This is a genomic window from Bifidobacterium merycicum DSM 6492, from assembly GCF_900129045.1.
Taxonomy (GTDB): Bacteria; Actinomycetota; Actinomycetes; order Actinomycetales; family Bifidobacteriaceae; genus Bifidobacterium; species Bifidobacterium merycicum.
This window is the reverse complement of record NZ_FQTX01000008.1, coordinates 21,406-41,105: the sequence shown is the minus strand read 5'-3', so window position 1 is coordinate 41,105 and position 19,700 is coordinate 21,406. Positions and strand designations below refer to the sequence as shown.

At 60.2% G+C, this 19,700-nt stretch carries 17 protein-coding genes and 1 rRNA gene; 13 read left to right on the top strand and 5 right to left on the bottom strand.

Annotated elements, in window-relative coordinates:
* Positions 1 to 214: 214 nt before the first annotated feature.
* The 3 genes from rrf to BUB29_RS10190 all read left to right on the top strand — a co-directional run bounded on the left by rrf (position 215) and on the right by BUB29_RS10190 (position 2,387).
* A 5S ribosomal RNA gene (rrf, locus tag BUB29_RS09195) occupies positions 215 to 331 on the top strand.
* 207 nt (positions 332 to 538) lie between these two features.
* On the top strand, positions 539 to 2,101 hold the full coding sequence (locus tag BUB29_RS09190) for an MFS transporter (RefSeq protein ID WP_081888431.1): 1,563 nt from the start codon (positions 539 to 541) through the stop codon (positions 2,099 to 2,101).
* A 34-nt stretch (positions 2,102 to 2,135) separates the two neighbouring features.
* Positions 2,136 to 2,387 carry a hypothetical protein gene (locus BUB29_RS10190; RefSeq protein WP_033523688.1) on the top strand — a complete coding sequence of 84 codons (252 nt, stop codon included), beginning with the start codon at positions 2,136 to 2,138 and terminating at the stop codon, positions 2,385 to 2,387.
* A 94-nt stretch (positions 2,388 to 2,481) separates the two neighbouring features.
* Here BUB29_RS10190 and BUB29_RS09180 read toward each other — a convergent pair whose 3' ends face one another.
* Together BUB29_RS09180 and BUB29_RS09175 are read right to left on the bottom strand one after the other, a co-directional pair.
* Positions 2,482 to 3,261: a nitroreductase family protein gene (locus BUB29_RS09180; protein WP_033523689.1), complete on the bottom strand. Its 780-nt coding sequence runs from the start codon at positions 3,259 to 3,261 to the stop codon at positions 2,482 to 2,484.
* A 127-nt stretch (positions 3,262 to 3,388) separates the two neighbouring features.
* On the bottom strand, positions 3,389 to 3,766 hold the full coding sequence (locus BUB29_RS09175; RefSeq protein WP_033523691.1) for a DUF4235 domain-containing protein: 378 nt from the start codon (positions 3,764 to 3,766) through the stop codon (positions 3,389 to 3,391).
* 137 nt (positions 3,767 to 3,903) lie between these two features.
* Here BUB29_RS09175 and BUB29_RS09170 point away from each other — a divergent pair, with 137 nt between their 5' ends.
* Positions 3,904 to 4,605, top strand: coding sequence for a histidine phosphatase family protein (locus BUB29_RS09170; RefSeq protein ID WP_033523692.1), 702 nt, complete (start codon positions 3,904 to 3,906; stop codon positions 4,603 to 4,605).
* A 264-nt stretch (positions 4,606 to 4,869) separates the two neighbouring features.
* The gene (locus tag BUB29_RS09165; RefSeq protein ID WP_033523693.1) at positions 4,870 to 6,198 is read left to right on the top strand and encodes an ABC transporter substrate-binding protein; all 1,329 of its coding nucleotides are present in this window, start codon (positions 4,870 to 4,872) and stop codon (positions 6,196 to 6,198) included.
* 320 nt (positions 6,199 to 6,518) lie between these two features.
* Here BUB29_RS09165 and BUB29_RS09160 read toward each other — a convergent pair whose 3' ends face one another.
* Positions 6,519 to 7,538, bottom strand: coding sequence for a LacI family DNA-binding transcriptional regulator (locus BUB29_RS09160; protein WP_033523697.1), 1,020 nt, complete (start codon positions 7,536 to 7,538; stop codon positions 6,519 to 6,521).
* 365 nt (positions 7,539 to 7,903) lie between these two features.
* Between BUB29_RS09160 and BUB29_RS09155 the strand changes: the two genes are divergently transcribed.
* The 3 genes from BUB29_RS09155 to BUB29_RS09145 all read left to right on the top strand — a co-directional run bounded on the left by BUB29_RS09155 (position 7,904) and on the right by BUB29_RS09145 (position 10,452).
* Positions 7,904 to 8,758, top strand: coding sequence for a carbohydrate ABC transporter permease (locus BUB29_RS09155; RefSeq protein WP_033523694.1), 855 nt, complete (start codon positions 7,904 to 7,906; stop codon positions 8,756 to 8,758).
* Positions 8,758 to 9,600: a carbohydrate ABC transporter permease gene (locus BUB29_RS09150; protein WP_033523695.1), complete on the top strand. Its 843-nt coding sequence runs from the start codon at positions 8,758 to 8,760 to the stop codon at positions 9,598 to 9,600. Before BUB29_RS09155 ends, BUB29_RS09150 begins: the two co-directional genes overlap by 1 nt.
* A gap of 219 nt (positions 9,601 to 9,819) precedes the next feature.
* Positions 9,820 to 10,452 (top strand): YesL family protein, encoded by a 633-nt coding sequence (locus BUB29_RS09145; RefSeq protein ID WP_033523715.1) that lies wholly within the window; start codon positions 9,820 to 9,822, stop codon positions 10,450 to 10,452.
* A gap of 168 nt (positions 10,453 to 10,620) precedes the next feature.
* Here BUB29_RS09145 and BUB29_RS09140 read toward each other — a convergent pair whose 3' ends face one another.
* Together BUB29_RS09140 and malQ are read right to left on the bottom strand one after the other, a co-directional pair.
* Complete coding sequence (locus BUB29_RS09140; RefSeq protein WP_033523698.1) at positions 10,621 to 11,667, bottom strand: LacI family DNA-binding transcriptional regulator; 1,047 nt, start codon at positions 11,665 to 11,667, stop codon at positions 10,621 to 10,623.
* A gap of 120 nt (positions 11,668 to 11,787) precedes the next feature.
* Positions 11,788 to 13,959, bottom strand: coding sequence for a 4-alpha-glucanotransferase (gene malQ, locus BUB29_RS09135; protein ID WP_033523699.1), 2,172 nt, complete (start codon positions 13,957 to 13,959; stop codon positions 11,788 to 11,790).
* 409 nt (positions 13,960 to 14,368) lie between these two features.
* Between malQ and dnaK the strand changes: the two genes are divergently transcribed.
* From dnaK to BUB29_RS09110, 5 genes are all read left to right on the top strand, one after another.
* Positions 14,369 to 16,249, top strand: a complete 1,881-nt coding sequence (gene dnaK, locus BUB29_RS09130) for a molecular chaperone DnaK (protein WP_033523700.1) — start codon at positions 14,369 to 14,371, stop codon at positions 16,247 to 16,249.
* Between the two features lie 2 nt (positions 16,250 to 16,251).
* Positions 16,252 to 16,917 carry a nucleotide exchange factor GrpE gene (grpE, locus tag BUB29_RS09125; protein ID WP_033523701.1) on the top strand — a complete coding sequence of 222 codons (666 nt, stop codon included), beginning with the start codon at positions 16,252 to 16,254 and terminating at the stop codon, positions 16,915 to 16,917.
* A 182-nt stretch (positions 16,918 to 17,099) separates the two neighbouring features.
* Entirely contained in the window at positions 17,100 to 18,116 is a 1,017-nt protein-coding gene (locus BUB29_RS09120) for a DnaJ C-terminal domain-containing protein (protein WP_033523702.1), read from the top strand.
* Between the two features lie 143 nt (positions 18,117 to 18,259).
* Entirely contained in the window at positions 18,260 to 18,823 is a 564-nt protein-coding gene (locus BUB29_RS09115) for a heat shock protein transcriptional repressor HspR (protein WP_033523716.1), read from the top strand.
* Between the two features lie 119 nt (positions 18,824 to 18,942).
* On the top strand, positions 18,943 to 19,614 hold the full coding sequence (locus BUB29_RS09110) for an HAD family hydrolase (protein WP_033523703.1): 672 nt from the start codon (positions 18,943 to 18,945) through the stop codon (positions 19,612 to 19,614).
* Positions 19,615 to 19,700: the final 86 nt, after the last annotated feature.

Sequence of the window (19,700 nt, the reverse complement as noted above, 5' to 3'; positions counted from 1 at the left end):
CCCGCAAGGGGTGGAGCTGACCGGTACTAACGGGGGAAAGGCAATCACACAACACGCCATGTTGTTTTTGGTGTTGCCCGTATTGCGTCCTTCGGCTTGTTCCCCCGGCAGGGAGCATCCGTTTGGTCCACGGAACGAATTCGCGTCCATTGTCCGGTTCCCGAACCGCCATATGCCACCGTCCCCCCGGCGGGGTGGTGATAGGTTGAAGATTTGCGGCGACCATAGCCAAGGTGAGACGCCCGGTCCCATTCCGAACCCGGAAGCTAAGGCCTTGCACGGCGATGGTACTGCACCTGAGAGGGTGTGGGAGAGTAGCACGTCGCCGCTTACACTGTTGGATCGGATCCCGGTCGAGCCCCTGCGGGGGTTCCCGGGGTCCTTTTCGTATATCCGGGGGTCGGCCCGAATGATACGGACGGCACCGACGCGGCGAAGCGATCACAGAAGGATACCGGGGAATTGCTCGGCATACCCGTGTTATCCGATTCCATTCCGCCGGGCCGTGAAAGGTATTGCCGGAAACGGCATTCAACGCATGTCACAATCCACTGCGCATAACATCTCCAATCAGAAGAACTCCCAGGACGATTTGCGGCATCCCATGCAATCTGCATCGAATACGACCGCCACAATGTCCCCTGGCAGCAGGAACGATCGCCTGGTAAACAGCGACGACCGCATCCAACCAACCCTGGTGCTCTCCATCGTCGCGATGGGCATCATGGCATTCATCGGCATCCTGACCGAAACCCTGACCAACGTGCTGTTCCCTGAACTCATGGCCGAATTCCACGTCGACACGTCCACCATCCAATGGTTGACCACCGGATACCCGCTGATGGTTTCCCTGGTCACCCCGCTATCCTCATATCTGAAGCGTAAATATCCGCTGAAAAACATCTTCCTTACCGCGATTCTGCTGTGCATCGCCGGCTGCCTAATAGCAGCATGCACGTTGAACTTCCCGATGCTGATGGTCGCCCGACTACTGCAAGGCGCGGGTACCGGCATCGCGCTGCCGTTGATGTTCAACATCATTCTCGAACAGTCCCCCAGAACCTGTATGGGCATGTTCATGGGCATCGGTGGCATGATCGTGGCGGTCGCTCCGGCATTGGGCCCGACCGTCGGCGGACTAGTCGGCACGTTCATGCCCTGGCGTTGGATCTTCGCCATCATGCTGCCGTTCCTGCTTGTTTCGCTTCTGCTGGGATTGAAGAACATTCGTCAGATGGCTCCGTTTGAAGACGCGCATATCAACCCGCTGCACGTGCTGCTGCTTGCCGCCGGATTCGTGAGCTTCGTATTCGCGCTTGACCGTGGCGGTGCTGCCATCACCGCGATCAGCGCCGGTGATCAGGGTGCCGCCGGCGCTTGTGCCATAGCGGTTGTGCTGCTGTGCGGGGCTGTTGTGTTGCTGGCGCTGTTCGTGGTGCTGTCGAGAAGGGCGTTCTCCCCACTGGTGCGTCTCGGCGTGCTGCACAGCGTGAAATTCCGTTGGCATCTGCTGGCCTATGTGCTGCTGCAGTTCGTCACCATCGGCTACGGTTACATGATTCCGAACGCCTCGCGGCTGGGCTTCGGAGCCTCCGTGCTTGCCGCCGGCACCATTGTGCTGCCCGGTGCGCTGCTCGGTGCCATCATGGGTCCCGTTGCTGGCTCTCTGCTGGACAAATTCGGGCCGGTCCGCCCCATGCCCGTCGCCATGGCCGCTGCGCTGCTCGGTACGGTATTGATGGCCATGCTGATCGGTCCGGGATCGAATGTCATTATGATCGGTGTGTGCTATTTCGTGTATATGGTCGGATTCTCGATGTGCTTCGCGAATACGATGACGTGCGGCATAGCTCCCGTGCACCCGGAGTTCAAGGCCGACGGCAATGCGCTGTTCAACACTTTCCAACAACTGTCCGGTGCGGTCGACACGACCGTGATGTCGGTGTGCCGGGGCATCGCTCAGTCGGGGCACGGCCAAGTGGGTTCCGCCTCGTTCGTCGCGGCTACGCAACGTGGTGCGCACTGGGGCTTCATCGTGCTGGCTTTGGCCGTGGCAGGTGCCTGCCTAGCCAATTTCAGGGCCTTCGCGGCCAAGCGGTGACGGTCTTCTTCAGCGACTACACTAATGTGGCACTATGCATTACTTCGTACCTAAGCGTTGCGCCGAGTCGAATAAGATCATGTACCACGACAAGGCAACGGCCCAGCGGGCCGCCGATCAAAGCTGGCGTGAACGTGAGGCGGAATTGTGGGTCTACCGGTGCGAATTCTGCGGAACTTGGCATCTGACGCATCATGATCCGCAGTCGAGCTACAGGTCCATGCCATCGGATCGGCAGATGAAGCCCCGATCGCGTAAGAAAGGGTACAAGCCACGCCGACGATAGTCGCAGAAAAACGAAAAAGGCTGTCCGAAACCGTTCATATGGTTTCGGACAGCCTTTTTCGTATGTGGAATGATGAATCGCGCGACGATCCGGATTAGCGGTCCAGACGGAATCCCTGACGCTCGGACAACGGCAGCACCGGCCTGGACAGCACGCCATCGTCTACGGCGTTCTCCGCGATCTGCTTGCTGAAAGCGTCGACGGGACGTTCCGTGTTGCGTAGATCGTAATACTGGTGCACTTCATCGTCGAATTCATCCAGGCCGGCCAGCAGGCGCTCGTCGCTGGACGGGTAGGCGTTTTCGAAGAACTGCATGGAACGCGGCATGCGCGGCTTGAGCATCGGCTCCTGGTCGGGCTTGCCAATCGCCAGACCTAGAACGGGGTACGTGTATTCCGGCAGGTCCAGCAGGTCCACAAGCGCCGCGGCGTCGTTCAGAATGGAACCGAGCACCACGCATCCCAATCCGAGGGAGTACGCGGCGGTTTCCATGGCATGCAGTGCCAACACGGCGTCGTTCTGGGCCTGCGTGTAACGGTAGCTGGAATTCAGCGTGAACGTGTCGTCGCCGGTTTCCACGCCCTTGGAACGGGCGATTGCGGCGTTGCGGTACTCGTCGAGCACGAACACGTACAGGAGGGGTGCCTGCGCGATATACGGCTGCCTGCCGATGCGTGCGAGCTGTTCCTTGATGGCGGTGTCGGTGACGCGAATCGCGGACCAATCGTTGAGGAACTGGCTGGACGGTGCGTGTTGCGCGGCGGTTTCCAGTGTGGCGATGACGTCGTCACCCAGCTCCTCGTTCTTGAATTTGCGGATGGAGCGACGCTTCAGAAGCGTGTCGATGGTGTCGTTATGAATGAGTTCGGTCATACCGCTATTCTCACGCGGTTGCATGACCCGCGCAATCGGGATGTCCAAGGATTCTCGCATGGTTTTCGTGAAATTCCCGATGAGGGGAAGTAACTACCGTGCTCGCTGCACTCGCCGTTACCGTGAATCAGTGACTTCGCTTGCCGCTCCTGCGGTGGCGGCGGTCGATCATCGCCTGCGAACCCCGTTCGGACAACATGGATACGGCGGCTCCGAACGCGGCCGAGGCCGCGGTGAATGCGAGGGTCATCGCAAGACTTTTGCCGGTACCCTCCGTGTTCCTGCCGTGGCGCTTCCATGCCTTGTCCCAAGCCAGCTGGAAGAGTTTGCCCGCAATCATGCTCGTGACGGTGGGGATGACAGCCATGGCCAGTTTGTCGGTGGCGGAATCCGGATCCTCCAGTCGCTGCTTGCGTAACTCGGCGACCTTGCCATCGATGCGGTGCAGGGCTTCGACCGCGCGGTCAGCCGTCGATTCGGATGCGGTGTAGGTTTCGTCGCTCATACGCACCAGTCTACCGCCGGTCGATTGCGTGCCAGCCATCGAAGCGCAGCGTATACGGCATATACGGCCATGCGGTTCAGGCTCGCGGGAAACGGCGTGCCGATGGGTCGCCGCCGTGTACGGGGTAAAGTGTGACTATGAGTGAAAATGAACTGGGTGGCAACGTGGCCGCTGCACAAACCGGGCGTCTGGTTTTGCTTCGCCACGGGCAGACCGTGTGGAGTGAATCGGGGCAGCATACCGGACGTACGAATATTCCGTTGACGTCGGTTGGTGAACAGCAGGCTTTGGCTGCCGGTGAGCGGCTTCGGGCCGCGTTCCCTGAAGGGTTCGGTGAGGGTTGTGTGTTCGCCAGCCCGTTGAAGCGGGCGCAGCAGACGGCGCGTCTGGCTGGTTTCGATCAGGTTGCCACGCTTGATGACATTGCGGAATGGGATTATGGCCGTGCTGAGGGGCGCACCCGTCAAACGGTGAGTGATATGGCCGGTTTCGATTGGGATGTGTGGCGTGATGGGCCGACGTCTCTGCCGGAATTCATGAATGCGGATTGGCAGGAGACGCTTCCGGGCGGCGAACGTGTGCAGGTGCATGCCGGTGCCGGTGAAAGCCTTAATGATGCCGCGGCCCGCGCCTGTGACGTGATCGGGAAGGTGGTGCCGTTTGTCGAATCGGGGAAGGATGTGCTGTTGGTCGCGCATGCGCATATTCTGCGCATTCTGACCTCGCAGTGGATCGGTCTTGATCCGGGCTTCGGACGCCTGCTTCGTTTGGATACGGCGCACTATTCGGTGCTGAGCCTGTACAAGGGGGATCGTGTTATCGAGCGTTGGAACTGTTGACAACAGAAAGGAGTCTTTGCCTGTTTCATGGTCCGGTCGCTCCATTCCTCCGTGCGATGACACGTGGTGAAACGCGTACCGGAGGCTGGGGGTCAAGGGGTGCCGCGTGATCACGGCACGCCAAAATTTGCCATCGTTTGCAAGAATGCTAAAGATGCGCCATAATAGGCACTGTTGAAATCTTCGAAGGTGCTGAAGCCGACACCTTAACAACGGACACAGTCTGTCCGGACGGAGAAACAAAAAAAGGAAGAGAAAGGTTCGATGATGAATCGTAACGTGAAAGCAGCGGTCAGTCTGGTTGCCATTACTGCCATGTCTTTGGGCACTCTTGCCGCATGCGGATCCAACTCCAGCTCCGGCTCCAGCAAGGGCAAGGTCTACTACCTGAACTTCAAGCCTGAATCGGCCGACCAGTGGACCGCCCTGGCTAAGGAATACACCAAGGAAACCGGTGTCGAGGTCAAGGTCCAGACCGCAGCCTCCGGCACCTACGAGCAGACCCTGAAGTCTGAAATCGCCAAGACTGAAGCCCCGACCCTGTTCCAGGTCAACGGCCCCGTCGGCTACCAGAACTGGAAGCGTTACACTGCCGACATGAAGGATACTGAGCCGTACAACCAGCTCATCAACAAGGATGTGGCTCTGAAGGACGGCGATAAGGTCGTCGGCGTGCCGTACGTGATGGAAACCTACGGCCTGATTTACAACAAGGGCATCCTGAACAAGTACATCGCCACCGATGGCGCCAAGATCAAGAGCGTCGACGAGATCGACAACTTCGACACCCTGAAGGCCGTCGCCGACGACATGCAGGCCAAGAAGGACCAGCTTGGCATCAAGGGTGCCTTCACCTCCGCCGGTTTCGATTCCAGCTCCGACTGGCGCTTCAAGACCCATCTGGCCAACCTGCCGCTGTACTACGAGTTCACCAAGGACAACATCACCGAGCAGCCGGAGACCATCAAGGGCACCTACCTGCCGGAGTACAAGAACATCTTCGACCTGTACATCACCGACTCCACCACCGATCGCACGCAGCTGAGCTCCAAGACCGGTGACGATGCCAACTCCGAGTTCGCCCTCGGTCAGGCCGCCTTCTATCAGAACGGCACTTGGGCTTGGACCGACCTGCAGAAGGCCGGCATGAAGGCCGACTCCATCAGCATGATGCCGATTTACACTGGTGTCAAGGGTGAGGAGAAGCAGGGTCTGGCCACCGGTTCCGAGAACTACTGGTGCATCAACGACAAGGCTTCCGACGCCGATAAGCAGGCCACCAAGGACTTCCTGAAGTGGGTCATCACCTCCAAGACAGGCAAGAAGTCCCTGAGCCAGGATATGGGCTTCACCACCCCGTTCAAGTCCTTCTCCGACGTCAAGTCCGACAACCCGCTGGTCCAGGCCGCTCAGGACGATCAGAAGTCCGGCAAGACCCAGGTCTCCTGGAACTTCACCATGATGCCGTCCGAAGAGTGGAAGAACAAGCTGGGCAACGCTCTGCTTGAGTACGCTCAGGGCACCGGCGACTGGAACGCCGTGAAGACCGCGTTCGTGGACAACTGGGCTGCCGAGTACAAGGCCTCCCACTGAGCCTGATCTCCTCAATAACTGAACAATAATTGAATACCGGCGACGGTCGGTTCCTTCTCCCCGACCGTCGCCTCATCCTCTCTGTCAAAGCTTCTTCATGTAACTTCTCCAATGGCTGATGGCCGTCGATCCTTATGGGTCGGCGGCCATCATTGCATTTGGGGAACTTCGTCTGGGCGGGACTGCAGGACGCTCCCTACGGTGAGATGCACATGATGTCGCACGCCTCGCAATCGGCTCGTGTGCGACCGAATGCGACAAGGCCTGCTCCCCCTTTATGGGGGGCAGGCCTCAAGGTGACGTAACGGGCGCGAACGCCGTCAGCGGTGGACGCCGGAGGTGCTGGACCGTACGACCAGCTGTGCCGGGATCTCCACGAACGCGGGGGAGGGGTCGTGGCCTTGGATGAGGTCGAGTGTCATACGCGCCGCGGTGCGTGCCATTTCCGCAGGATTCTGGCGGATGGTGGTCAGGCCGATGTCGTTGGTGTAGATGCTGTCGTCGTAGCCGATCAGCGAAATGTCGCTGGGTACGGAGAAACCGTTGCGTTCCAGCTGGAACATCAGCGGTACGGCGATGCCGTCTTCCTGACAGGCGATGGCAGTTGGCATTTCCGGCAGGCTCATCAATTGCGTGACCACGTCACTGATTTGGTAGTGGCCGTCATGGTCGACTTGGCAGGTCACGATGCACGGTTCAACACCCTCCTTGCGGCAGCATTCGCAGAACACGTCGAAACGGCTCTTGACAGAGAATGACAGCGAGATGCCGCGGTCGGTGCTGATGTAGGCGATATTGCGATGGCCGAGCGCGATGAGATGACGGGCGGCGAGCGTCGAGCCCTGCTCATCGTTGATGTTGACGGCGGCGGAGAATCCGCGTTCCTCGGGCTTGACGGCGTTGATGCCGATGATCGGCACGCCCACGGAGGCGAGTTGTGCGCTTTCCTGTGCGTCGATATCGAAGGAAACGACGATGACGGCGTCGGCGTTGCGGCGCACCGGAAGCGTGTCGAAGAACTCCCTGCGATCCTCGATGCTGGAAACCTGGAAGATCGAAATATCGTACCCCTCGGCGTGCAGTACCTCGTTGAGGCCTTCGATGACCTGCGCGGTGAACCAGAGACTGATACGGCCGCTCATCAGGACTGCGATGCGTAGGGACTTGCCGGATTTCAGCGCCGCAGCGGAGCGGGACAGTGAGAAATTGAGTTCGTTGGCAATATCCAGCACGCGTTTGCGTGTCTTTGCGGAAACCAGATCCGGGCGTGTGAATGAGCGGGAAACCGTGGAAATAGATACACCCGCTGCCTTGGCTACATCTTGAATGCTGCTAGTCATGGAACCCGCCTTGCGCAAATTTACTTTCTTGAAGTCCAGCTTACACTTTGACGCTACCGCTAGTAGAGGGGGGGATGGTAAACGTTTTACAAACGTTTGCATTTTACTGTTCGGCAACGCCGGTGCAGTGGGAATATAATGTTTTCAAGGCATCGGCGTCAAAGTTTTTTTGACCGTCATGAAGGGGAAACGCCGGAAATGACAACGTTTGACATACGTTTCCGCGGCACGTATCATGCTAATACGTCTTGCATGAGGGTGTGTACAGCATATCGAACCGTGCAAGCGGCGCGCCAAGCGCAGCAAGGATTGAATTCCGTGCACGACGCAGTGTGACGGACTCAAGGAGGAGGAAGTGGTGTTTCATGATTAGTATGGTTGGAAAAGCAATACGGCGGTGGTGGGCGCTGTTCGCGCTGCCTACCTTCGCAGCATTCATCATCGGGTTCGTGGTGCCTTTCATCATGGGCGTGTACCTGAGCTTCTGTGAATTCACAACCGTCACCGACGGCGAATGGGTCGGGCTCAAGAACTACGGCAAGGCACTGCAGGATAAGGAATTCCTGCACGCCCTCGGATTCTCGACGGCCTTCACCATCGTGACGACCATCGTGATCAACGTGGTCGCGTTCGCCATCGCCTACATGCTGACCAAGGCGATCAAGGGTTCGAACCTGTTCCGTTCCGTGTTCTTCATGCCGAACCTCATCGGCGGCATCATCCTGGGCTACATCTGGCTGCTGCTGCTCAACGGCATTCTCGCCCACTGGGGTAAGGCGTTGACCTATTCCGCGACTTACGGCTTCTGGGGCTTGGTCATTCTGGTGTGCTGGCAGCAGATCGGCTACATGATGATTATCTACATCGCCGGCATGCAGTCGCTGCCGACCGACGTGCTCGAAGCCGCCCAGGTCGACGGTGCGAACGGCACCCAAACTATGTTCAAGATCATCATTCCGCTCATGATGCCGTCCATCACCGTGTGCTCCTTCCTGACCGTGACCAACGGCTTCAAGCTGTACGATCAGAACCTCGCCTTGACCAACGGCGCTCCGAGCAACATGTCTGAAGGTTTGGCAATGAACATCACCCGTACGTTCTACGGCCGCATGGGCTGGGAAGGTGTCGGACAGGCCAAGGCAGTGCTGTTCTTCATCCTGGTTGCGGTGATCGCACTGCTCCAGAACAAGCTCACGACTAGCAAGGAGGTGGCGGCCTGATGACCGACAACAACAAGGTCAAGCATCCGGCGCTTTGGACCACTCTATTCGGCATCGTCTCGCTGGCATGGATCTTCCCGATCGTGCTGGTCATCATCAACTCCTTCAAGCAGAAGGCGTACATTTCCGCGAACGCGTTCTCCATCCCCTCGGGCAAGGCGTTCGTCGGCCTGGAAAACTACACGCGTGGCATCGAAACCACGAACTTCTTCGCCAGCTTCGGCTGGACCCTGTTGATCACGGTCGGCTCGGTCATCCTGATCCTGCTGTGCACTTCGATGTGCGCATGGTGGATCGTCCGCGTGAACAACTGGGCTGCCAAGCTCCTGTACACGTTGTTCCTGTTCAACATGATCGTGCCGTTCCAGATGGTGATGTTCACCCTGTCCAAGCTGGCCGACATGCTCAAGCTCAACACCCCGTGGGGTCTGTGCATCGTGTACCTCGGCTTCGGCGCCGGTCTGGCGGTGTTCATCTTCACCGGCGTGATCAAGGGCATCCCGCAGGAGCTTGAGGAATCCGCGATGATCGACGGCGCGAACGTGCCGCGCATCTTCTTCCAGATCGTGGTTCCGATCATGAAGCCGAGCATCGTCTCCGTGGCAATCCTCGAAGCCATGTGGATTTGGAACGACTACCTGCTGCCGTACCTGACGCTCGACTTGGGCAAGTACAAGACCATCTCGGTGGCCGTGCAGTACCTCAAGGGTGGTTATGGTTCCGTCGATATGGGTGCCATGATGGCCTGCCTGGTCCTCGCGATCATCCCGATTATCGTGTTCTACCTGGTCTGCCAGAAGTACATCGTCAAGGGCGTAATGGCTGGAGCCGTCAAGGGCTGACCGACAAACGTCCGAAAGCGATACGCGGGGGCGGGCGGTTCTCAACGAACCGCCCGCCCCCGCCTCGCGTTTATGGCCGAATGCCGATTCGGCCGGAAGACTATCCTGTACAAGGAATCATGAAGTGAAGAACGATGACGTGCCGGTTCATCGGCGTCGGGCGTATGCGTCTGGTGAATGCCGGTGAATGCCGTCATCGTGACGAAGGGAGCGTGCAACGTGAATTTCCTGTCCCCCGATTCGAAGTTCATGCAGGAGCTGCGGAATCTCACGGATGCCATCTGGATCAACATCCTGATGATCGTCACGTCCATTCCTGTCATCACCATCGGCGCCGCGATCACGGCCGCGCATGACGCCTCCAGGCGCGCCTTGCAGGGGGAGGCCGGTGGTGTGACCGCGAACTATTTCAAGGCGTTCCGCGCGAACTTCGTCAAATCGACCGCGTTGTGGGCGGTGTTCGGCATTACCGGCGCCGCGCTGGCGTACGCGTGGGTGGTGTTGCAGATCACACCGCTGCTGATTCCGAAATTCGGTTTGACCATCGTATGGATGATTGGCTTCGAATGGGTGTTCGCCCTGCAGGCGCGGTTCGAGAATTCGGTCGGGCGCACGTTGGCGAACGCGTTTGTGTTCGGTGTGAGCCGCATCCTGCTGACCTTGGGCATGATCGTCATCGACGTGGTGTGGCTTGGCCTGCTGGCAGCCTGCTGGTTCTACTTCCCGCAGGGTCTGTTCCTATTGGTGGTCATGGGCTACGGCACGATGATTTTGTGCCATATTCCGCTGCTTGAACGTGGTTTCGCCAAGTATCTGAAGTCGGATGCGGATGGTGGCGCGAAAGGCGAATAGAAGCCAAGGAACAGGCCTTTGAGAGCCTGTGGGGATTGTGCGGCTTCCCCTGTGAGACGCAGTCCCAAACGGCCCGAATCAGTGCGCATGTGGCGATATATGAATGATGCCGACCCAATTGTGGGTCGGCATCATTCATAGGAGCGCAAGAGCGCGTGCAAAGCGCGATCAGGCGTTGGGATCGATGTACGGCGCGGTGGTCTCGCGCAGCATGAGTTGCACCTGCGGCGTTTCGAATCGCGGCTCTGCGGCGGCGCTGGGGTGCTTGCCATCGGATGCGATCAGGGCGAGGGTTTTCTGCGCGGCCTTGGCGCCCATGGCGTACGGGTCCTGATGCAATGTGGTCAGGCCCAGGCTGGAGGCGTACAGGTTGTCGTCGAAGCCGATCAGGGAAAGATCCTGCGGGATGCGACGGCCGTATTGGCGCAGACGGAACAATGCCGGGATGGCGAGCTCATCATCGCACAGGCATACCGCGGAAGGCGCAGGCGAGGCGGAGATGATGCAGTTGAGCACTGCGTTGGCCGGGTCGCCGGCGTGATCGAGGGACAACGGCATGGGCGTGACGCCCGGGTAGGAGTTGCAGTCGTCCATGAAGCCCTGCAGACGTGCGCTGGCCGAGTAGCGCAGCGCGGAGCGATCGTCCATCTCGTCATAGCCGATGTAGGCGATGCGCTGATGCCCCAAAGCGACCAGATGGTCCACGGCGATGTGTTCGGCGGCATGGTCGTCGATGCTCACGCCTGCGTCGAATCCGTCGTTCGATGGGATGTTGATGCCGACGATCGGCACGTTCATGGCCTTGAGCTTCCTGGCCTCATCGGGTTCGATGTTGAAGGAGCTCACCACGACGGCGTCCGCGTTGCGCAGTACCGGCAGATCGGTGAAGAACTTCCTACGCTCGTCGGCGGAGGTCATCGAGAATACGGAGATGTCATAGCCGGCGGGATGGAACACGGAGTCGAGTCCGGCGTAGATGCGCGAATTGAACCAGGTGATGATGGATTCGCTGAACAGCAGCGCGATGCGGAACGATTGCCCCGACTTCAGCGCCGCGGCGGAACGTGAGATGCGGTAGTTCAGTTTCTCCGCAGCGGTCATCACGCGTTCGCGGGTTTCCGGCAATACAAGGTCGGGCTTAGCGAAGGTACGTGACACCGTGGATACGGAAACTCCCGCCTCGCGGGCGACCGCCTGAATACTTGCTTGTGCCACCAATCCTCCTGACAATATGGTGAAAATCTATGAAAACGATATCACGTGCGATGACGCGCCTTTGAGCGTTCAAAGGCGCGTCATCGCACGTGGAGCGGATAGATGAATGATGCGAATGGTTTACTTAGCGACGCCGTCACGCATGACCTTGGACAGGGACTGCACGCGCGGCGAATCGAAGACATCGGGCGTCAGCACGACGTTCTGGTCGGCATCCGCCAGCGGAACCCGCCAATTCGAGTATTCGCTGGACGTTCCGGGCTGGTTCTGGCTGCGGTGCTCGCCCACGCCATCGACCAATGCGGCTTGCAACAGCAGGGACGGGGTGTCGCAAAGCATGGCATGCATCGCTTCGACGATCTGCTGTTCATGCGCCGGCACATCGGCTGCGACTTCGGGCGTGATGTAACCGCTGTCGATCAAACGGTCGAGCATGGCATGCTGTTCGGCTTCGGCGGACTTGCGGAACGCCTCCGGGTCGTCGACCAGATGAAGCTTCTTGCGCAGATCGACATGCTCGTAGTTGAGATAGCCGGCGGTCGGCGGCAGATCGTGCGTAGTCACGGACGCGAACGCCTGACGGCGGTAATCCTCCGGAGGCATGTACGGGTCGCCGGCGTTCGGGGAGTAATCCACGCGCGCGAACCATTCGACCTCGGTGCCGAGTACGCCATGCTCACCGAGCACCCGACGCACGTAATCGGGTACCGTACCCAGATCCTCGCCGATCACCATGCCGCCCACGCGGGTCGCCTCGATGGCGAGCACGCCCAGCATAGCCTCGTAGTTGTAGTTCACGTAGGCGCCGTTACGTGCGCCCAGACCCTGCGGAATCCACCACAGGCGGAACAGGCCAAGCACATGGTCGATGCGCACGGCACCCGCGTGCTCGTACATGAAATGCACCATCTCGCGGTACACCTGATAGCCGGTGGCCTCCAGATAGTTCGGGTTGAATGGGGGCTGACCCCAGTCCTGACCCTGCTGGTTGTAGAAGTCCGGCGGGCAGCCCACGGTGACGCCGCTTGCCGCGAATCGTTCCGGATTCGCCCATGCGTCCGCGCCCAAACCGTGCACGCCGACGGCCATGTCCTGGATCACGCCCAGAGCCATGCCGGAGTCGAGGGCCGTGCGCTGCGCGGCGTTGACCTGCTCGGCCGCGATCCACTGCAGCCAGCGGTTGAACTCGAACAGGTCGGCGTTGTCTGCGATGAGCTGCTTCACGGAGTCGCTGGTGACGGTCGTCTCCTTGAACCACGGGTTGTCGCCCCACGGCGCACCCCAGGCCTCGAAGCACAGGCTCCAAGCCGCGAAGGAATCCAGATCGGGGCCGGCGCTCTTCTTGAACGCCTCGAACTCGGCCTCGCGCTGCGCGGAACGCCCCGCGTCGAAGATAATGCGCAGCGCCGGACGCTTGGCGTCCCACGCCGCGTTGATATCCATGGGGCCGGAATCCTCGTTGTTGGCGGCGACGCTATCGTGCAGCGCATCGACCTTTGCGCGAGCTTCGGCATCGAGCTCGGCGTACTCGGGGATGTCCTGCGGACGGATGTAGGTGACGTTGAGGAATCGACGTGATTCCGGCAGATAGGGGGAGGGTTCGAGCGGCGTGAGCGGGGCGCTGGCGTGAATCGGGTTGATCAGCATGAAGTCGGCGCCGGATTTGGTGGCGGCGTCGGCCAGTAGGCGCTTCAGGTCACCGTAATCACCGACGCCCCAGGATTCGTGGGAGCGCACGGAGTACATCTGGGTCATCCAGCCCCAACGATGGTGGTCGGCCACCGCTTCGGGCACCGCGATATGTGCGGGGGCGTTGATGATGGTTGCATCGGCGTCGCGGTCTTCAGTGGACACGTGCAGGGTGTGGTAGCCCATCGGCAGGGAGCCGGGGATGGCAATGGTCGGATGCGCGGAATCGAGATCCGGGAGCGCGTCGATGTCCTCGTCGAATGTGGTGCCGTCTTCCAAGGTGATGGAGGCGGTGATGTCGCACTCCGCGCTGCAATTGATCTCGACCGTGGTGGTTCTGCCGGTGGTGGCGACGATGGTCGGCGGGATCAGCTGGTTGCGTTGCTTCTCCTCATGCAGTTCGAGGGAGTGGGCGATCGCCTCGTCGGTGGATGCGTCGATGCCGAGGGCCGCGAGCACTGCGACCAGTGCTTCGTCGCTGATTTCGGTGTAGGTTCCCAGCTGGTCGAAGAAGGAGGTGGACAAGCCGCTTGCCTTGGCAAGCTGGATGAGTGGGCGTGCGAGACGTTCGGCACTTTCTTCGCGCTGTGTGGCATTAGTCATGATGGATAGCTCCTCTTCGAGTGACTCTGCAAACGTCCCTATAGAATTCTGCGTTGATCCCCCAGGTGGTTTGCTGATTTCTCTTATGACATACAAGATAGCTTATTTTGACAACGATTGCAAAAAGAAGTCTGCACGTGTCCTCTCCATAGCGTTTCCCCCTGTGAATTCGTTGTCTTTCCTATGGCGGGAACCGCTGTCTTCCGAACCGTTTCCGCAAACTTGACAGATATCGACTCAAGTTTTTGAGGAAATTGGGAATAAAAGTTGACATTGGGAAGTTGAGTGATGTAGGCTCAAGTTTTGGAACGGGTCGTGAGGCCCGAAAAGAAACGTGAGCGGGAAAACCGTAGAACGAGAACAAAGTTCCGCCGCAGCCGACGGAACACATACATAAGGAGTCATAGTTATGGGACGTGCAGTTGGTATCGATCTTGGCACCACGAATTCCTGCATCGCAACGCTTGAAGGCGGCGAACCCACCGTCATCGTGAACGCCGAAGGCATGCGCACCACCCCGTCCGTGGTCGCATTCTCCAAGTCCGGCGAAATCCTGGTCGGCGAAGTCGCCAAGCGTCAGGCCGTCACCAACGTCGACCGCACCATCAGCTCGGTCAAGCGCCACATGGGCACCGACTGGACCGTCGAGATCGACGGCAAGAAGTGGACCCCGCAGGAGATTTCCGCGCAGATCCTGATGAAGCTCAAGCGCGACGCCGAAGCATATCTGGGCGAGCCGGTCACCGACGCGGTGATCACCTGCCCGGCCTACTTCAACGACGCCCAGCGTCAGGCCACCAAGGATGCCGGTAAGATCGCCGGCCTGAACGTGCTGCGTATCATCAACGAGCCGACCGCCGCCGCACTGGCCTACGGTCTGGAAAAGGGCAAGGAAGATGAGCGCATCCTGGTCTTCGATCTGGGTGGCGGCACCTTCGATGTCTCCCTGCTGGAAATCGGCAAGGACGACGACGGCTTCTCCACCATTCAGGTGCAGGCCACGAACGGCGACAACCGTCTGGGCGGCGACGACTGGGATCAGAAGATCATCGACTGGCTGGTCGGCGAAGTCCGCAACAAGTACGGCGTCGACCTGAGCAAGGACAAGATCGCCCTGCAGCGTCTGAAGGAAGCCGCCGAGCAGGCCAAGAAGGAACTGTCCAGCTCCACCAGCACCTCCATCTCCATGCAGTACCTGGCCATGACCCCCGACGGCACCCCGGTGCATCTGGACGAGACCCTGACCCGTGCCCACTTCGAGGAAATGACCTCCGACCTGCTGGGCCGTTGCCGCACGCCGTTCAACAACGTGCTGGCCGATGCGGGTATCAGCGTCTCCGACATCGACCACGTCGTGCTCGTCGGTGGCTCCACCCGTATGCCCGCCGTCAAGGAGCTCGTCAAGGAGCTCACCGGCGGTAAGGAAGCCAACCAGTCCGTGAACCCGGATGAGGTCGTGGCCGTCGGCGCAGCCGTCCAGTCCGGCGTCATCAAGGGCGACCGCAAGGACGTCCTGCTCATCGACGTGACTCCGCTGTCCCTCGGCATCGAAACCAAGGGTGGCATCATGACCAAGCTCATCGAGCGCAACACCGCCATCCCGACCAAGCGTTCCGAGGTCTTCTCCACCGCCGAAGACAACCAGCCGTCCGTGCTGATCCAGGTCTACCAGGGTGAACGTGAGTTCGCTCGCGACAACAAGCCGCTGGGTACCTTCGAGCTGACCGGCATCGCTCCGGCTCCGCGTGGCGTCCCGCAGATCGAAGTCACCTTCGACATCGACGCCAACGGCATCGTGCACGTGTCCGCCAAGGACAAGGGCACCGGCAAGGAGCAGTCCATGACCATCACCGGTGGTTCCGGCCTGCCGAAGGACGAGATCGACCGCATGGTCAAGGAAGCCGAAGCCCACGAGGCCGAGGACAAGAAGCGCAAGGAGGAAGCCGAGACCCGCAACCAGGCCGAAGCCTTCGCCTACCAGACCGAGAAGCTCGTCAACGACAACAAGGACAAGCTCTCCGACGACGTGGCCAAGGAAGTCACCGAAAAGGTCAACGCGCTGAAGGAAGCCCTGAAGGGCGAGGACATCGAGGCCGTGAAGACCGCTCAGAGCGAGCTGATGACCTCCGCTCAGAAGATCGGCCAGGTGCTGTACGCGCAGCAGGGTGCCGAAGGCGCCGCTGGCGCTGCCGGTGCCGGTGCCGCTGGTGCCGCCGGTGCGTCCGCAGGCTCCGACGACGACGTGGTCGACGCCGAAGTCGTGGATGACGACGACAAGGACAACAAGTAATCATGTCCGACTTCAACAAGGACGAGTACCTGAACGACCTGCCCGACGCCGACGAACTGGCCGGGCAGGCCGCCCCCGCCGCGGATGAGGCGAAGCCTGCCGAAAACCAGGCGTCCGATCAGTCCGCCCCGAAGGCCAAGGAACCGGCCGACGACACGAAGCCCGAAGCCGCCAAGCCTGACGATGCGAAAGCCGACACGGAAGGTGACGACAAGGCCGCCGAAGACACGCTGACCCCGCTGGGCAAGGCGAAGAAGGAAGCCGCCGACTACCTCGAGGCGCTGCAGCGCGAACGCGCGGAGTTCATCAACTACCGCAACCGCGCCAAGAAGGAACAGGACCGCTTCCGCCAGCACGGCATCATCGACGTGCTGACCGCGCTGCTCCCCGCCCTCGACGACATCGACCGCATCCGCGAGCACAGCGAGATGGACGATTCCTTCAAGGCCGTCGCCGCGAAGATCGACAAGGCCTTCGAGAAGTTCGGCGTTGAGAAGTTCGGCGAAAAAGGCGAGGACTTCGATCCGACCAAACATGACGCGATCCTGCACAAGCCGGATCCGAACGCCGAAAAGGAAACCGTCGACACTGTGGTGGAGGCCGGTTACCGCATCGGCGACCGCGTGATCCGCGCGGCCCGTGTGGTGGTCGCCTCGCCGCAGGCCTGAGCATTCCGGACAATCCGGCAATGCCATGACTCCGGGCTGCCTGTGTTCCCGTTTTTCGGAAAGACAGGCAGCCCGTTGCGCACATTCTTCCCGAACGGGAAGGTACAACGACCCTTCCACGCGGAACGTGGAAGGATAGGGAAAGACTTCATTATCAAAGCAGCTCCTGAAAGGAGGCAGTGATGGCTGAGAATGAATGGTTGAACAAGGATTTCTATAAGGTCCTCGGTGTCTCCAAAGATGCCACCACCGACGAAATCAAGAAAGCCTACCGCAAGCTTGCGCGCAAATACCATCCTGATGTCAACAAGACCAAGGAAGCCGAGGAGAAATTCAAGGACATCTCCGAAGCGTACGACGTGCTGAGCAACAAGAACGAGCGCCAGAAGTACGATGCAATCCGCCAGTTCGGCATGGGCGGAGCCAGATTCGCCGGCGGTTCCGGCGCAAGCGGCTTCGACGCCAGCGGATTCTCCGACATCTTCGGATCCATGTTCGGCGGTGGCGCACCGGGCGGCGGACGTGTTCGCTTCCAGACGTCTGGCGGTGGACAGCCGAATCTCAACGACATCTTCTCGATGTTCGGCGGGGGAGCCGGCCCGCAGGCCAGTGCACAGTACGGCGGCGCACCCTACGGTGGCGGATACGGCGCCGGATACGGGGAGCCCGCGCAGCCCGAACGCGGTGATGACCGCAATTCGAAGATCACGCTCACCTTCCGCCAGGCGGCCAAAGGCGTGACGGTCTCGCTCTCCGCGGATGGCAAGAAGTTCAAGACGCATATTCCGGCCGGCGTCAAGGACAGGCAGAAGATCCGTCTCAGCGGCAAAGGCAAGCCCGGCCGCAACGGTGGCGCGGCCGGTGACATGTACCTGCAGATCACCGTGCAGGAGGACCCGAAGTTCACCATGCGCGGCCACGATCTGGTGATGGATCTTCCCGTCACCGTGGGCGAGGCCGTCGCCGGTGGCAAGGTCGAAGCCACGGATCTCGACGGCAATGCCGTGACCTTCAAGATCCCCGCGGGAACCTCCAGCGGAACGGAAGTGAAGGTCGGTGGCCACGGTGTGGCATCCGGCAACCAGACGGGCGATCTGATCGGACGAGTGCAGATCCACGTGCCGGCGAAACCCGGTTTGGGGCTCAAGCGCACGGCCAAGAAATTCGATGAAGAGGCGGGCGCATACCTGCAGCGCTGACCGCGTTGTGCCGTCCCGTTTGCCACGCCGACGAGGTGGGGGAGCGGGGCGGTACGGCGTCCGCGATCTGTGATTTGCGACTTGTGATTGATCACGTGACTAATCACGACGACTACGACGGAATACGCGAAAGAAGGTGAATGATGGCGAAGACGGCACAGCAGGTGCGCCAGTTGTACGCGCTATGCGCGACGGCGATCGTTCTGGGCCGAGCCGACCTTGACGGCGCGGATAATGCGGGATTCGACATCGCTTTGCCCATCTTCACCGTTGGGCAGGTCGGCGAAATCGCCAACATCCACCCCCAGACTCTACGCCAGTACGATCGCGTCGGACTGGTCGTGCCGCAGCGCACCTCGGGCGGCGCTCGCAGGTACAGTCTGCGTGATATTGACCGGTTGGTGCAGGCGCAGAAACTCAGCCAGGATGAGGGCATCAATCTGGCCGGCATCACGCGCATCCTCGAACTGCAGGAGGAAACCCGCCAATTGCGCCGTCAGATCAGGCGCATGCATGCGGAAAACGATGGCAGCGTGTTCGCGGCCGGTCGTGACGGCGACATCGTCGAAATGCAGCGTTCCACCAGTGCGCGCAGGTGGCGTCGCGACATCCACGCCACGGTGCGCGAACTGCCGTCCGGCACGAGCGGCTATGATCCCGATTCGGCGTCCGGGTCCAAATCGATGATTCTGTGGGGATACCGCTGAGCACACTTTGAATTCCGCGCCGAATGCGCGCCGAATCGTATACGCCGAGCGCTGATGCTGTCGAGTTGCTTTGGTGTACTGGAGGCGTAATTTTCGTTCTTCCACAGCAAGGAGCAAACATGCTGTTGAAAGCCGTATTCTGCGATCTTGACGGCACCACCATTGATTCCGAGCCTCTGTGGCATGATGGCGAAATCGAACTTGCCACGAAGAACGGCGGCTACTGGGATGAGGATCTCGGCTGGGAATGCTCCGGCAAGCCGGTTCCCGAAGTGGCTGAGCATATGATCGAACGTGGCTGCACGCTGAGCATCGAGGAGATCGACGTGCAGCTCAAAGCCTACGTGTTCAAGGCCGAGCAGGAGCGCCTGCCATGGATCGACGGCGTGAAGGAAACCCTGAGCTCCCTGCGTGAGGCGGGCGTTCCGGTGATGCTGGTCACCACATCTCCCAGGCCCATGGCCGAGAACATCATGCAGCAGGCCGATGGTCTGTTCCTCGATTACGTATGCGGCGACGACGATTGCGCCCACAAGCCCGATCCCGCGCCGTACCTGCTCGCCGCGAAGAAGCTCGGCATCGCCCCTGAGGATATGGCGAAATGCGTCGTGCTGGAAGACACTTTCGTCGGACTCGAAGCCGGTGCCGCATCCGGTGCTACGACCATTGCGCAGACCTGCGCCATCCGCACGGACACTTCGTCCGGCCCGCAGTTCGCCTCCATCGACGGCTATGAGGGCATCGACGCCGCCGCACTGGACGGTTTTGTCCGCCAGCGTCTCGCACGCTGACGGGTGCGCTCAAACGCCATTCGCCGCATACCGCGATCAGCGGAGTGGGGGAGTGTGGATTTATAGGGATTCCCCGACGGCTCGAA

What these genes read in the sequence shown, in the direction of transcription:
- BUB29_RS09180 (WP_033523689.1), bottom strand. Translation starts at nt 3,261, where the DNA reads ATGACCGAACTCATTCATAACGACACCATCGACACGCTTCTGAAGCGT.
- dnaK (WP_033523700.1), top strand. Translation starts at nt 14,369, where the DNA reads ATGGGACGTGCAGTTGGTATCGATCTTGGCACCACGAATTCCTGCATC.
- malQ (WP_033523699.1), bottom strand. Translation starts at nt 13,959, where the DNA reads ATGACTAATGCCACACAGCGCGAAGAAAGTGCCGAACGTCTCGCACGC.
- grpE (WP_033523701.1), top strand. Translation starts at nt 16,252, where the DNA reads ATGTCCGACTTCAACAAGGACGAGTACCTGAACGACCTGCCCGACGCC.
- BUB29_RS09165 (WP_033523693.1), top strand. Translation starts at nt 4,870, where the DNA reads ATGATGAATCGTAACGTGAAAGCAGCGGTCAGTCTGGTTGCCATTACT.
- BUB29_RS09110 (WP_033523703.1), top strand. Translation starts at nt 18,943, where the DNA reads ATGCTGTTGAAAGCCGTATTCTGCGATCTTGACGGCACCACCATTGAT.
- BUB29_RS09115 (WP_033523716.1), top strand. Translation starts at nt 18,260, where the DNA reads ATGGCGAAGACGGCACAGCAGGTGCGCCAGTTGTACGCGCTATGCGCG.
- BUB29_RS09190 (WP_081888431.1), top strand. Translation starts at nt 539, where the DNA reads ATGTCACAATCCACTGCGCATAACATCTCCAATCAGAAGAACTCCCAG.
- BUB29_RS10190 (WP_033523688.1), top strand. Translation starts at nt 2,136, where the DNA reads ATGCATTACTTCGTACCTAAGCGTTGCGCCGAGTCGAATAAGATCATG.
- BUB29_RS09170 (WP_033523692.1), top strand. Translation starts at nt 3,904, where the DNA reads ATGAGTGAAAATGAACTGGGTGGCAACGTGGCCGCTGCACAAACCGGG.
- BUB29_RS09155 (WP_033523694.1), top strand. Translation starts at nt 7,904, where the DNA reads ATGATTAGTATGGTTGGAAAAGCAATACGGCGGTGGTGGGCGCTGTTC.
- BUB29_RS09175 (WP_033523691.1), bottom strand. Translation starts at nt 3,766, where the DNA reads ATGAGCGACGAAACCTACACCGCATCCGAATCGACGGCTGACCGCGCG.
- BUB29_RS09150 (WP_033523695.1), top strand. Translation starts at nt 8,758, where the DNA reads ATGACCGACAACAACAAGGTCAAGCATCCGGCGCTTTGGACCACTCTA.
- BUB29_RS09160 (WP_033523697.1), bottom strand. Translation starts at nt 7,538, where the DNA reads ATGACTAGCAGCATTCAAGATGTAGCCAAGGCAGCGGGTGTATCTATT.
- BUB29_RS09120 (WP_033523702.1), top strand. Translation starts at nt 17,100, where the DNA reads ATGGCTGAGAATGAATGGTTGAACAAGGATTTCTATAAGGTCCTCGGT.